This is a genomic window from Roseateles sp. P4_D2 (genome assembly GCF_056401875.1).
The window spans coordinates 80,070-92,967 of record NZ_JBFUIM010000008.1; the positions used below are offsets into that span (position 1 = coordinate 80,070).

Below are 12,898 nucleotides of genomic sequence, written 5' to 3' on the forward strand. Positions count from 1 at the left end.
CGAAGATTTCTCCCTGTTTTGTCGTGACTTCGGCCGGGTTTTCACCCGGCCTTCGCATTTGCCAGGCGCTCTCCTGGCCTTTGATCCGGTCTGCCCATGAAAGCCTCCCAGTTCTTCGTCTCCACCCTCAAGGAAGCGCCCGCCGATGCCGAGGTCGTCAGCCACAGGCTGATGATGCGCGCCGGCATGATCAAGCGCCTGGGCGCCGGCATTTACAACTACATGCCGATGGGTCTTCGTGTCATCCGCAAGGTCGAGAAGATCATCCGCGAGGAGATGGACGCTGCCGGCGCCGTCGAATGCCTGATGCCCGTCATCCAGCCTGCCGAGCTGTGGCAGGAGACGGGCCGCTTCGACAAGATGGGCCCCGAGTTGTTGCGCGTGAAGGACCGCCATGGCCGCGACTTCATCGTGCAGCCGACCAGCGAGGAGGTCATCACCGACATTGCCCGCCAGGAGCTGCGCAGCTACCGCCAGTTGCCGAAGAATTTCTATCACATCCAGACCAAGTTCCGCGACGAACGCCGTCCGCGCTTCGGCCTGATGCGCGGCCGCGAGTTCACGATGAAGGACGCCTACTCCTTCGACCGTGACGTCGAGGCCGCCGGCCGCAGCTACGACAACATGTACGCGGCCTACGGCAAGATCTTCGACCGCTTCGGCCTGCAGTACCGCGCCGTTGCGGCCGACACCGGCGCCATCGGCGGCGACCGCTCGCATGAGTTCCAGGTCATCGCCGAGACCGGCGAAGACGCCATCGTCTATTGCCCGACCAGCGACTACGCCGCCAACATCGAGCTGGCGGAAGCCGTCGCCCTGCTGCCCGGCCGCGCCGACGCGCTGCAGACGCTCACCAAGACGCCCACGCCGGGCAAGGCTACGTGCGCCGAGGTGGCGCTGCTGCTCGGTCTGCCGCTCGCGCAGACGGTCAAGTCCCTGGTGCTGGCCACCGATGAGCTCGACAAGGACGGCAATATCGTCAAGACCCAGGTCTGGCTGCTGCTGGTGCGCGGCGACCACGACCTGAACGAGGTCAAGGCCGGCAAGGTCGAGGGATTGAAGGGCGGCTTCCGCTTCGCGACCAGCGGCGAGATCGACGCCCACTTCGGCTGCAAGCCCGGCTACCTTGGTCCCATCGGACTGAAGCAGCCGCTGAAGATCGTCGCCGACCGCACGGTCGCCGTCATGAGCGACTTCGTCTGCGGCGCCAACGAGGCTGACTTCCACTTCACCGGCGCCAACTGGGGCCGCGATCTGCCCGAGCCCGACGTCGTTGCAGACATTCGCAACGTCGTTGCCGGCGACCCCTCGCCGGACGGCAAGGGCCTGCTCGCCATCCAGCGCGGCATCGAGGTCGGCCATGTCTTCTATCTCGGCACCAAATACTCCGCCGCGATGAACGCGAACTTCCTGGACGAGAACGGCAAGCCCAAGCTGATGGAGATGGGCTGCTACGGCATCGGCGTGACCCGCATCCTGGGTGCCGCCATCGAGCAGAACCATGATGCGCGCGGCATCATCTGGCCGGACGCCATCGCACCCTTCACCGTCGTCATCTGCCCCATCGGCATGGACCGGAGCGAAGAGGTCAAGGCCGCCGCCCACAAGCTGTACGAGGAGCTCAAGGCGCTGGGCGTTGACGTGCTGCTGGACGACCGCGGTGAGCGCCCCGGCGCGATGTTCGCGGACTGGGAGCTCATCGGCGTGCCGCATCGCGTCGTGCTGGGCGACCGTGGCTTGAAGGAAGGCCAGGTCGAGTACCAGGGCCGTCGCGATGAGGCGGCGACCAAGCTCGCCGTGGCTGATGTGGTCGGCCACCTGAAGGGCCTGCTCAAGCTTTGAAGCGCCGGCTGCTGCTGTCCAGCCTGCTCGCCGCGCCGCTGGCGGCGCAGGCCGGCGCCCAGGTCGAGGAGCCGCTGGCGGACTCGATGCGCTCGGCGCTGACCGCCTCCATCGCCCAGGCGGCCCCGCCGCGCCCGAAGTTCGAGGCCAGCCAGGTCGATGAGCGCATGGCCTATCTGCGCTGGCTGGGCGCGATGAGCGAGCGGCTGAAGAAGCGCAAAACCGAGACGCAGATCCGTATCGAGTTCCTCGAGACGGTCTGGTACGAGGCCAAGCGCGCGGGCCTGGAGCCCAGCCTGGTGCTTGGTCTCGTGCAGGTCGAGAGCGGCTTTCGCAAATACGCGATCAGCATCGCCGGCGCGCGCGGCTATATGCAGGTCATGCCCTTCTGGGCCAAGCTGATCGGCGACGGCGATGCCGCGCGCCTCTTTCACATGCAGAGCAATCTGCGTTTCGGCTGCGTCATCTTGCGCCACTACCTGGACCTGGAGAAGGGCGACCTCTTCCTGGCTCTGGGCCGTTACAACGGCAGCCGCGGCCGGCCCGAGTATCCGAACGCCGTATTTGCCGCGCGGCGGCAGTGGTTGCTGCCCGGCGAGAAATGACTCAGGGCTTTCCCGGCGTGGCTTGTGGCCGGGAGCGGTCAGGGCGTTAGGCTTTGAGGTTTCGTCCACAAGACAAGCCACCCATGCCCGCTGCCAAACGCTTCGCGCCTCTTCTCCTGACGACATTGCTGGCCACCAACCTGAGCTGGGCTCAGCAGCCCTCGGACAACCCCCTCTTCGCGCCCAGCCCCTTGCCGCTGCAATACCCGCAGTTCGACAAGGTACGCGACGAGCATTTTGGCCCGGCCCTGGACAAGGGCATGGCTGAGCAACTGGCCGAAATCCAGGCCATCGCCGACAACCCTGCAGCGCCCACCTTCGACAACACCATCGTCGCTTGGGAGAAGAGCGGCCGGTTGCTGGGCCGCACCTCCACGCTGCTGTTCAGCCTGCTTGGTGCCGATGCCAACCCCGCCCGCCAGCAGTTGCAGACCGACTACGCCGCCAAGCTCGCCGCCCATCGCGACGCGGTGCTGCTCAACCCCAGGCTGTTCGCCCGCATCGAGACCTTGTACGCGGCGCGTGGCAAGGCAGCGCCCAACGCCGAAGGCAAGCGCCTCATCGAGCGCTACCGCCGCGACATGGTGCGCGCCGGTGCGCAGCTGAGCGACGAACAGAAGGTGCGCATGAAGGCCATCAACGCCGAGTTGGCGACGCTGGGCGCGCGTTTCAACAAGGCGGTGCTGGCCGAGGTCAATGACTCGGCTCTCATCGTTGACAGCGCCGAGGATCTTGCCGGGCTCACGCCGGCCCAGGTGGCCGCCGCGGCCGAAGCCGGCAAGAAGAAGGGTCTAGAAGGCAAGTACCTGTTGACGCTGCTGAACACCACCATCCAGCCGCTGGAGACCGAGCTGCAGAACCGTGCATTGCGCGAGCGCCTGCACCGCGCATCCGTCGCGCGCGGCAGCCGCGGCAATGCCAATGACACGACGGGCATCGTGTCCCGCGTGATGACGTTGCGCCAGGAGCGCGCGGCCCTGCTCGGCTATGCGACGCCCGCCGCCTATGTGCTGGAGGAGGAGACGGCCAAGTCCGCCGAAGCCGTCAATGCCATGCTCGGCAAGCTTGGGCCGGCGGCCGTGGCGTCGGCCAAACAGGAGGCTGCCGAGCTGCAAAAGCTCATTGATACCGACCAGGCCGTCAAGAAGCAACCCAGTTTCGCCCTGCAGCCCTGGGACTGGAGCTACTACTCCGAGAAGCTGCGTGCCGCCAAGTACGGCTTCGACGAAAGCCAGCTCAAGCCCTATCTGGAGCTCACCAGCGTGCTGGAGCGCGGCGTGTTCTTCGCGGCCAACCAGCTCTACGGCATCAGCTTCAAGCGCCGCACCGACCTGCCGGTCTACCGCGACGACGTGCGCACCTACGACGTCTTCGACACCAACGGCAAGCAACTCGCCATCTTCATCGCCGACCTCTACGCCCGACCCAGCAAACGCGGCGGTGCATGGATGAACGCCTACGTCAGCCAGAACGCGCTGGAGGGCACGCAGCCGGTCGTTGCCAACCATCTCAACATCCCCAAGCCACCAGCCGGTGAGCCGACGCTGCTGACCTGGGATGAGGTCAACACCTTGTTCCACGAGTTCGGCCACGCGCTGCATGGCATGTTCAACAAGGGCCAATACCCGGGCCTGGGCCGCGTGCCGCGCGACTTCGTTGAATATCCCTCGCAGGTCAACGAGGTCTGGGCCGACTGGCCCAGCGTGCTGGCCAGCTATGCCAAGCACTACCAGACTGGCGAGGCCATGCCGCGTGAACTGCTCGACAAGGTGGCGCGTGCCAAGCGCTTCAACCAGGGCTACACGACACTGTCCTATCTGAGCGCCGCCATCGTCGACCAGCGCCTGCACCAGCTCAAGGCCGGCGAAGTGCCCGCAGCCGACGGCATCATGGCCTTCGAGGCCAAGGTGCTGAAGGACGAAGGCGTTGACTTCGGCCCCGTGCCGCCGCGCTATCGCCTGCCTTACTTCAGCCACATCATGGGCGGCTACTCGGCCGGTTACTACGCCTACATCTGGAGTGAGGTGCTGGACGCAGACACCGTCGAATGGCTGAAGGCCAATGGTGGCTTGAAGCGTGCCAACGGCGATGCGCTGCGCGCCAAGCTGTTGTCGCGTGGCGGCAGCGAGGATGCGATGGTGCTGTTCCGCAACCTCGTGGGCCACGAGCCCGACATCAAGCCGCTGCTGGAGCGGCGTGGGTTGGTGGTGCAGAAGCCCTGAGCGGGCCAGGGGAACGCTGAATCGGTCCCGTGATGCAGCGCGCCCTGGTTTGGGATGGACTGCAAGGCGCAAACCACAGCCATAGCGGGCTATGGCGAGGATTTGCAACGCCGCAGGCCGCCCAAAGCAGGGATGCGCTGCGCGCGAGTGACTGGTTTAGCGTTTCCCTAGAGCCCGGCCCAGGACTTGGGCTGCGCTGCCGCGACGCCGGCCAGCTCCAGTACCCGCTCGGCGGTCTCGTTGACCATCTCCTCGATCGTCTTGGGGCGGTGATAGAAGGCCGGCAGCGGCGGGAAGCAGATGCCGCCCATTTCGGTCACCGCGACCATATTGCGCAAATGGGCCAGGTTGAGCGGTGTCTCGCGCACCATCAGGATCAGCCGGCGGCGCTCCTTCAAGGTGACGTCGGCGGCGCGGGTCAGCAGGTTGTCGCCAAGCCCGTGAGCAATCGCCGCGAGCGACTTCATCGAACAGGGCGCCACGATCATGGCGGCGGTCGCGAAGCTGCCGCTGGCGATGCAGGCGCCGATGTCTCCTGGCGCGTAGGCATGGTCCGCCTCGGCTTCCAGCGCAGAGCGGTCCAGGCCGAGTTCGTGATGGACGTTGAGGATGCCGGCGGGCGTGGCGATCAGATGGGTCTCGACGCCCAGCTCGCGCGAGCGGCGCAGCAGCCGCAGCGCGTAGGCGGCGCCCGTCGCCCCGGTCAGCCCGACGACGAGCCGCTGCGGGCTCATCAGGCGGCCGTCAATGCCTGCTGCAGCTCACCCGACTCGTACATCTCCATCATGATGTCCGAGCCGCCGAGGAATTCGCCGTTGACGTAGAGCTGGGGGATGGTGGGCCAGTTGGCGTAGTCCTTGATGCCCTGGCGCACTTCCTCGTCCTCGAGCACGTTGAAGGTCTTGAGATCGGTCACGCCGGCGGCCTTCAGGATCTGGATGGCGCGGCCGGAGAAACCGCACATCGGAAACTGGGCGGTGCCCTTCATGAAGAGCACGACGCGATTGGACTTGACCAGGTCGTCGATGCGTTGCTGAACGTCACTCATTGCTGTTCTCGTCAAAAGGCAAAACGGCAATTATCCGGGACGCGCCCGGTTGAGCGTCAGTAGCTGTACGCCAAGCCCAATTGCAGCAAGGGCTTGAAGCGCAAATCGCGCATGGCGTCCTCGAAGCCCTGGGCGCTGCTGCGGCCCAGGCGCAGGCTGCTGCCATAGGAGCCTGACATCAGGCCGAAGTCGGCGCTGAAGGCCAGGCCGCTCTTGTGCACGCGGCCGGTGTAGCCGATGCCGACATAGGAGAGATTGGCGTTGTCCAGCGAATAACCGTCAGGGCCGTTCAGCGACAGGCTGCGCCGCCCCGCGGAGACCGGGCCGCTGCCCAGGGCCAGGCCGCCACTGCTTTGCGACATGGACAGCGGTCCGAGCAACAGGCCGCCGGTGGCACGAAGGCCGCCGCGCAGGCTGGAGAAGCCTGAGCTGGTGAGGTAGTAGTCGCCAAGCAGGTTGGCGCTGAGCACACGGGATCCGCCGAGATGGGGCTGCTGCGCCTCGCTGCCGCTGTCGATGCTGTTCAGCTGCAATCGCGCCTGCCAGCGCGGATTGGCGTTGTCGTCGGCCTGGGCCGAGACGGCATGGATAGCACAAAGGACAGAGAGGCTCAGTACTGCAGCGCTGGCGAGGCGGGCCATGATCGTCTCCTGCGCGGTGCATCGAGTGGCACCGGGATTTGATACTACGCCGGCCAGTCAGTTACGGGAATGAAGAACTGGCAGCAATACATCACACATTTCGGGGAGCTTTCAGCTGGTTGCACGCCAGCAGCCGCCACTGGCCCGCGGCCGACCGCCCAGGTCGCGCCTCAGCGTGGCCTGGGCAAACCCCCGTGCGGCCAGGCGGGCGGCGACCGCTTCGGCCTGGTCCCAGCCGTGTTCCATCAGCAGCCAGCCACCATCGTTGATGTGTTGCGGTGCAGCATCAATCAGGGTTTGCAGGTCGGCCAGTCCGTCACCTCCAGGCGTCAGGGCCGCGATCGGCTCATGGCGCAGGGCTGGCAGATGCGGGTCGTCGCCGGCGATATAGGGCGGGTTGCTGACGACGAGGTCGAAGCGCCGGTCGGCCAGCGGCGCGAACCAGTTGCCGTGCCGCCAGTCAACGGCCAGACCCAGGCGTTCACCATTGGCGCGAGCAACAGCCAAGGCGTCGGCGCTGAAGTCAACGGCCGTGACCTGGGCGTGCGGGCAGGCGGCCTTGATGGCCAGCGCGATGGCGCCACTGCCGGTGCCGAGGTCGGCGACGCTGGATTGGCCCGGCAGGGCGGCGAGCAGTTCCAGCGCCCAGTCGACCAGGGTTTCGGTGTCCGGCCGAGGGATTAGCGTGGCCGGCGTGACCTGCAGCATCAGGCCGTGGAAGGGCTGCCAGCCGGTCAGGTGGGCCAGCGGTTCACCAGCGGCCAGCCTTTGCAGCGCGGCTTCGGCGCCGGGTGCGAGTGCGTCGCCGTGGGTGACAAGCCAGGCGCGGCCCTGGCCGGTCAGGTGGCCGAGCAGCGTCTGCACATCGCCGCGCTCGACGCCGAGCTGGCGGGCGAGGGCGAGCGCCTCATCGACTGTCACGCCCGGCCTTCTTCGAGCTGAGCCAACTGCTCGGCCGCCTGCGCCGCCTGCAGGCCCTGGATGACGTCGCCGAGGTCGCCGTCCATGATCTGGCCCAGCTTGTAGAGGGTCAGGTTGATGCGGTGGTCGGTCAGGCGGCCCTGGGGGAAGTTGTAGGTGCGAATGCGGTCGCTGCGGTCGCCGCTGCCGATCAGCCCCTTGCGCGTGGCGGCCTCCTTGGCGGCGCGCTCGCTGCGTTCCTTCTCCTGGATGCGTGCCTGCAGCACCTGCAGCGCCTTGGCCTTGTTGCTGTGCTGGCTGCGGCCGTCCTGGCATTCGGCCACGATGCCGGTGGGCAGATGGACGACGCGTACAGCGGAATCGGTCTTGTTGATGTGCTGGCCACCGGCGCCGCTGGCACGGAAAGTGTCGATGCGCAGGTCGGCCGGGTTCAGCGTGATGACCTCGGCCTCGTCGGGCTCGGGCATCACGGCGATCGTGCAGGCGCTGGTGTGAATGCGGCCCTGGGTTTCGGTCGCCGGCACGCGCTGCACGCGGTGGCCGCCGGATTCGAACTTGAGACGACCGTAGACGGCATCGCCCTCGACGCGCACGACCAGTTCCTTGTAGCCGCCGAGGTCGGAGATGTTCTCGGACAGGATTTCGGTGCGCCAGCCCTGGCCTTCGGCGAAGCGCAGATACATGCGCGCCAGGTCGCCGGCGAACAGGGCCGCCTCGTCGCCACCGGCGCCGGCGCGGATTTCGAGGAAGGCGTTGCGCTCGTCGTCCGGATCCTTGGGGATCAGCGCGAGTTGCAACTCTGCGTCGAGCGACGTCAGTGCTGTCTCGTTGGACGCAATTTCCTCGCGGGCCATCTCCGCCATCTCAGCGTCCGCCAGCATGTCGCGTGCCGCGGCGAGATCGGCCTCGTGTTGCAGATAGCGCCGGTAGCGCTCGACCAGGCCAGACACCTCGGCCTGCTCCTTGGTCAGCGCGCGGTAGCGCTGCATGTCCGAGGCGACGCTGCCGTCGGCAAGGATGGTGTCGAGCTCGGCGAGGCGGAAGCCGAGGCGGTCGAACTGCTGGCGCAGGGAGTCTTTCATGGGCACGGAACGGGAATGCGGTCAGGGGCGGCGCAAGCGATGCACCGAGCGGCGGCTTGAGAGCGCCGCTAAGACTGCTTGCCGCGCAGGAAGAGGCGCGACACCGTCTGGGCCAACTGCAGGCGTTGCTCGCCGTCGCTGGCGTGCAGTTCGGCCAGCGTGCCGTGAAGCAGCTTCTGCGTGATGCCCTTGGACAGCGCATCCAGCACCTCGTCCACGTCCGCGCCCTTGGCCAGCAGCTTGCGGGCGCGGGCGATCTCCAGCGCCCGCCAGTCGTCGGCCTGGGCATGCAGAGCCTGGATCAGAGGCACGGTGTGGCGCTGGTCCAGCCAGTGCATGAAGCTCTGCACGCCGGTCTCGACGATGGCCTCGGCCTGGGCCACGGCGGCCTGGCGTTTCTCGCCGGCGGTCTGCACCTGGGCGGCGAGCTCGTCGACCGTATAGAGATAGACGTCGTCCAGCTGGGCGACCTCGGGCTCGATGTCGCGCGGCACGGCCAGGTCGACCATGAACATCGGGCGGTGCTTGCGTTTCTTCAGCGCGCGCTCGACGGCGCCCAGGCCGATCAGCGGCAGGCTGGAGGCCGTGCAGGAGACGACGATGTCGAACTCGTGCAGGCGCTCAGGCAGGTCGGCCAGGCGCATGGCCTCGGCGCCGAAATGGGTGGCGAGCTTCTCGCCGCGTTCCAGCGTGCGATTGGCCACGGCCATCTGGCGCGGCGTCTTGGCCGCGAAGTGAGTCGCGGTCAGCTCGATCATCTCGCCGGCGCCGACGAAGAGGACCCGTGTCTTGGCCAGGTCCTCAAAGAGCTGGCCGGCCAGCCGCACGGCAGCAGCGGCCATGCTGATGGAGTGGGCGCCGATCTCGGTGGAGCTGCGCACCTCCTTGGCCACCGAGAAGCTGCGCTGGAAGAGCTGGTGCAGCGTCGTGCCCAGGGCGCCGGCGTTCTCGGCTTCACGCACGGCCTGCTTCATCTGGCCCAGGATCTGTGGCTCGCCCAGCACCATGGAGTCCAGGCCAGCCGCGACGCGGAAAGCATGGCGAGCGGCATCGCTGCCCTGCATCACATAGGCATGCTCGCGCAAGGCGCCGGCCTGCACGCCGCCGGCATCGGCCAGCCAGGCGATGGCGGGTTGCACCAGGGCTGACGGTGCGGCCACATAGACCTCGGTGCGGTTGCAGGTCGACAGGATGGCCGCCTCGGGCGTGCCGGACAGCTTCTGGCGCAGGCCGGTCAGTGAAGGGGCGAGCTGCTCGAGCGTGAATGCAAACCGCCCGCGCAGATCGAGCGGGGCGGTGTTGTGGTTCAGGCCGAGAGCAAAGACGGACATGGGCGTGAATTGTAGGATTCGCGGCTTTTCCGCATCTGACATCGGTCAAGCCCGAATGAGCCCACTTGACGCCTTTTGGCACATCGCGAATCTCTTTGCCCCAGCCTGGGGGCTGGCGGCGCTACTGGCGTTGGCGATCAAGGGCCTGTGGCGGCGGGTGGCGAAGCCTCTGGCGTGGCAACGGTTGTGGGCCTGGGGAGCGGCGGGCGGCACGGCGGCCACCATCGCCACATTGATCCTGCTGGGCCGCGATGGCCGCATGGCGGGTTACGCCTTGCTGGTGCTTGGCGTCGCCCTGCCGCAGTGGTATTTGCTGAGCTTCAAGCGCTGAGCACGTCCTCGGTCGTGACGACCTCGCCGCGCAGCGAATGCGCGAAGGCCGTCGTGATGCGCACATCGACCAGCTGGTTCATCAGCCGCGGCGAGCCGGGGAAGTTGACGATGCGGTTGCACTCGGTGCGGCCCATCAGCTCCGAGACGTCCTTGCGCGCATTGCCGGTGACAAGCACCTTCTCGACCTTGCCCACCATGCCTTGCGAGATGGTGATGGCATGCGCCTCGATGGCCGCTTGCAGCTCCTGCAGGCGCTTGACCTTGACCTCGTAGGGTGTCGTGTCCTCCAGCGCCGCGGCCGGCGTGCCGGGGCGGGGGCTGAAGATGAAGCTGAACGAGGCGTCGAAGCCGACGTCGTGCACCAGCTTCATCAGCTTGGCGTGGTCTTCGTCCGTCTCGCCGGGGAAGCCGACGATGAAGTCGCTGGCCAGGCGCAGGTCCGGGCGGATGGCGCGCAGCTTGCGCACGATGCTCTTGAACTCCAGCGCCGTGTAGCCGCGCTTCATCGCCATCAGGATGCGGTCGCTGCCATGCTGGACGGGCAGGTGCAGGTGGTTCACGAGTTGCGGGATCTTGCCGTAGGCCTCGATGAGGCGGGGGCTGAACTCGTTAGGGTGGCTGGTCGTGAAGCGCAGGCGGCGGATGCCGGGGATCTCGGCGGCGTATTCCAGCAGCAGGGCCAGGTCGGCGAACTCAGGCGTATCGCCCATCTTGCCGCGGTAGGCGTTGACGTTCTGCCCCAGCAGGTTGATCTCCATGACGCCCTGGTCAGCCAGGCCGGCGATCTCGGTCAGCACGTCGTCAAACGGGCGCGAGACCTCCTCGCCGCGGGTGTAGGGCACCACGCAGTAGCTGCAGTACTTGGAGCAGCCTTCCATGATGGAGACGAAGGCCGAGGCACCCTCGACCTTGGCCGGCGGCAGGTGGTCGAACTTCTCGATCTCGGGGAAGGAGATGTCCACCTGCGGGCGGCGCTGTTCGCGGCGGGCATCCAGCATGGCGGGCAGGCGGTGCAGGGTCTGCGGGCCGAACACGATGTCCACGTAGGGTGCACGCTCGATGATGGCCGCGCCTTCCTGCGAGGCGACGCAGCCGCCGACGCCGATCATGACGCCCTTGGCCTTCAGGTGCTTCACGCGGCCGAGGTCGCTGAAGACCTTCTCCTGCGCTTTTTCACGCACCGAGCAGGTGTTGAAGAGGATGAGGTCGGCCTGCTCGACATCGGTCGTCGGTTCGTAGCCTTGGGCGGCGCCCAGCACGTCGGCCATCTTGTCCGAGTCGTACTCGTTCATCTGGCAGCCGAAGGTCTTGATGAAGACCTTTTTTGTCACGACCTCGCTCATGGCTTGCTCCAGGTCTGGTTGCCCGGGTTGAACTGCCAGGTTGCCGACTCGGCCGACGTCGTCGGCCAGGGTTTGTTGGCGATCTCGGCCGGGTTCAGCAGCCAGACGTCCATGATCAAGCCGCTGTTCTCGACCGTGTAGTGCACGATGAACTTCTGGCCGGTGATGGCGCCTGGCTGCACCAGCAGATTGGTGTCGCCTTTGATGCGGCTGCCGGGTGCGAGGCGCGCGTACTTGCCGTTCAACAGCACGTCAGGGTGCTGGGTGACGACGAGTTCGCCACGCAGGGTCTGAGGCGTGAAGAAGCGGTGCGTCTGGGCCTGGGCGGCCAGACAGCTGACGGCCAGCGCCAGCGGGAGTGCACAGCGGTACATGGTATGTGTCCAGTGGCTGCGGTGGAAATGAAAACGACCCGGGAGTGTCCCGAGCCGTCGGGCTCGGCATGACGAGCCAAGCGCCCGCCATTGTAGCGACGGGACCGGTTGAGCTTGGTGGCGGCTCATGCGCGGCAGTCCCCGGCATGGAAAGGATTCGGCAAATTTTTCAAGCTGGCCGCGTCGGCATCCCTTCGGTGCAAAGACGGGCAGGAAATCCTTGCCGCTGCCTGAGGCGGGAACGGCCTTTGCCAATTGAAATGTTGGCAGCCGCCTGTCCACCGCGCCCAGAGCGCATACACGGCTTGAACATGAAAGATTTACCCACCCTCCATGCCGCCGATGAGAGCTCGACCGCGGGAGTTCACGCCCGAGCCTGGCTGCAGGACGACGTGGAGGAAGGTATCCGGCGCGGAGCGGCGTACGCGGGCGACTGGCGATACAACCGACTGTTGGCAGCGTTGCTGCCGGAGCACCGCCAGAGGTGGCTGGCGCAAGCGGAATGGGTCTACCTGCGCCCCGGCCAGATGCTTCACGAAGCGTCTGCCTTCATCCAGTGGGTGTACTTTCCGATCACCGCGCTGGCGTCGCTCTCGGTGCCTGATCGCGCGGGCGCCTGCGCCGAAGTGGCGACCGTTGGCCGCGAAGGTGTCGTGGGTCTGCCGCTGATCGATGGCAACTACACGCGCAGCCGCGCCGTGGTGCACATGCCGGGCAAGGCGCTGCGCCTGCGTGCCTCTGCCGTGGCCGAGGAGTTCGCGCGCCACGCCACGGTACGCCGGCTGCTGCTGGCCTATTCGCAGGCCCTGGTCGCCGAGATCATGCAGACCGCCTTATGCAGCCGGCATCATGGCCTGGAGCAGCAGCTCGCGCGCCTCATCCTGCTGCGGATGGACCGCCAGCAGTCCGATGAGCTGACCATGACCCAGGAGTCCATGGCCGGCATGCTGGGTGTGCGGCGCGAGAGCGTCACGCTGGCCGCGGCTCGGCTGCAGCAGGGGGGCTATATCCGCTATGCACGGGGCCATATCACGGTACTGAATCGCAGCGGACTAGAGACGCGCACCTGCGACTGCTATCACACCATCCACCGCGAGTTTGAGCGCTTGCTGCGGCCCCGCCCGGTCTACTGACGCCGGGGCCGGCCCCGGCGTCC

13 protein-coding genes are annotated in these 12,898 nt (G+C 66.8%); 5 read left to right on the forward strand and 8 right to left on the reverse strand.

Annotated features, from left to right (window positions below):
* Positions 1-96 precede the first annotated feature (96 nt).
* From AC1DW0_RS15825 to AC1DW0_RS15835, 3 genes are all read left to right on the forward strand, one after another.
* A complete protein-coding gene (locus AC1DW0_RS15825) occupies positions 97-1,842 on the forward strand; it encodes a proline--tRNA ligase (RefSeq protein ID WP_477857502.1) in 1,746 nt (581 codons plus the stop codon).
* The gene (locus tag AC1DW0_RS15830) at positions 1,839-2,447 is read left to right on the forward strand and encodes a lytic transglycosylase domain-containing protein (protein ID WP_056203398.1); all 609 of its coding nucleotides are present in this window, start codon (positions 1,839-1,841) and stop codon (positions 2,445-2,447) included. Before AC1DW0_RS15825 ends, AC1DW0_RS15830 begins: the two co-directional genes overlap by 4 nt.
* A gap of 83 nt (positions 2,448-2,530) precedes the next feature.
* Entirely contained in the window at positions 2,531-4,669 is a 2,139-nt protein-coding gene (locus AC1DW0_RS15835; RefSeq protein WP_477946795.1) for a M3 family metallopeptidase, read from the forward strand.
* Between the two features lie 167 nt (positions 4,670-4,836).
* Here AC1DW0_RS15835 and AC1DW0_RS15840 read toward each other — a convergent pair whose 3' ends face one another.
* From AC1DW0_RS15840 to hemA, 6 genes are all read right to left on the reverse strand, one after another.
* The gene (locus tag AC1DW0_RS15840) at positions 4,837-5,403 is read right to left on the reverse strand and encodes a UbiX family flavin prenyltransferase (RefSeq protein ID WP_457443082.1); all 567 of its coding nucleotides are present in this window, start codon (positions 5,401-5,403) and stop codon (positions 4,837-4,839) included.
* Positions 5,403-5,717: a Grx4 family monothiol glutaredoxin gene (gene grxD, locus AC1DW0_RS15845; RefSeq protein WP_056203405.1), complete on the reverse strand. Its 315-nt coding sequence runs from the start codon at positions 5,715-5,717 to the stop codon at positions 5,403-5,405. Before grxD ends, AC1DW0_RS15840 begins: the two co-directional genes overlap by 1 nt.
* A 56-nt stretch (positions 5,718-5,773) precedes the next feature.
* On the reverse strand, positions 5,774-6,358 hold the full coding sequence (locus AC1DW0_RS15850; RefSeq protein ID WP_056203407.1) for a hypothetical protein: 585 nt from the start codon (positions 6,356-6,358) through the stop codon (positions 5,774-5,776).
* Positions 6,359-6,469: 111 nt separating this feature from the next.
* Positions 6,470-7,279, reverse strand: a complete 810-nt coding sequence (gene prmC / locus AC1DW0_RS15855) for a peptide chain release factor N(5)-glutamine methyltransferase (protein WP_477946798.1) — start codon at positions 7,277-7,279, stop codon at positions 6,470-6,472.
* Entirely contained in the window at positions 7,276-8,361 is a 1,086-nt protein-coding gene (gene prfA, locus AC1DW0_RS15860) for a peptide chain release factor 1 (protein WP_477946800.1), read from the reverse strand. The genes prmC and prfA overlap by 4 nt, the downstream gene beginning before the upstream one ends.
* A 68-nt stretch (positions 8,362-8,429) precedes the next feature.
* Positions 8,430-9,692 carry a glutamyl-tRNA reductase gene (gene hemA / locus AC1DW0_RS15865; RefSeq protein ID WP_056203417.1) on the reverse strand — a complete coding sequence of 421 codons (1,263 nt, stop codon included), beginning with the start codon at positions 9,690-9,692 and terminating at the stop codon, positions 8,430-8,432.
* A gap of 55 nt (positions 9,693-9,747) precedes the next feature.
* Here hemA and AC1DW0_RS15870 point away from each other — a divergent pair, with 55 nt between their 5' ends.
* Positions 9,748-10,023, forward strand: a complete 276-nt coding sequence (locus AC1DW0_RS15870) for a hypothetical protein (protein ID WP_477946803.1) — start codon at positions 9,748-9,750, stop codon at positions 10,021-10,023.
* On the opposite strand, the gene miaB is transcribed toward AC1DW0_RS15870, so the two are convergent.
* Together miaB and AC1DW0_RS15880 are read right to left on the reverse strand one after the other, a co-directional pair.
* Positions 10,013-11,368 (reverse strand): tRNA (N6-isopentenyl adenosine(37)-C2)-methylthiotransferase MiaB, encoded by a 1,356-nt coding sequence (gene miaB, locus AC1DW0_RS15875; RefSeq protein WP_235532087.1) that lies wholly within the window; start codon positions 11,366-11,368, stop codon positions 10,013-10,015. The genes AC1DW0_RS15870 and miaB overlap by 11 nt on opposite strands.
* Positions 11,365-11,742, reverse strand: a complete 378-nt coding sequence (locus AC1DW0_RS15880; protein ID WP_477946805.1) for a hypothetical protein — start codon at positions 11,740-11,742, stop codon at positions 11,365-11,367. Before AC1DW0_RS15880 ends, miaB begins: the two co-directional genes overlap by 4 nt.
* Positions 11,743-12,053: 311 nt before the next feature.
* Here AC1DW0_RS15880 and AC1DW0_RS15885 point away from each other — a divergent pair, with 311 nt between their 5' ends.
* Positions 12,054-12,875 (forward strand): Crp/Fnr family transcriptional regulator, encoded by an 822-nt coding sequence (locus tag AC1DW0_RS15885; protein ID WP_200955330.1) that lies wholly within the window; start codon positions 12,054-12,056, stop codon positions 12,873-12,875.
* Positions 12,876-12,898: the final 23 nt, after the last annotated feature.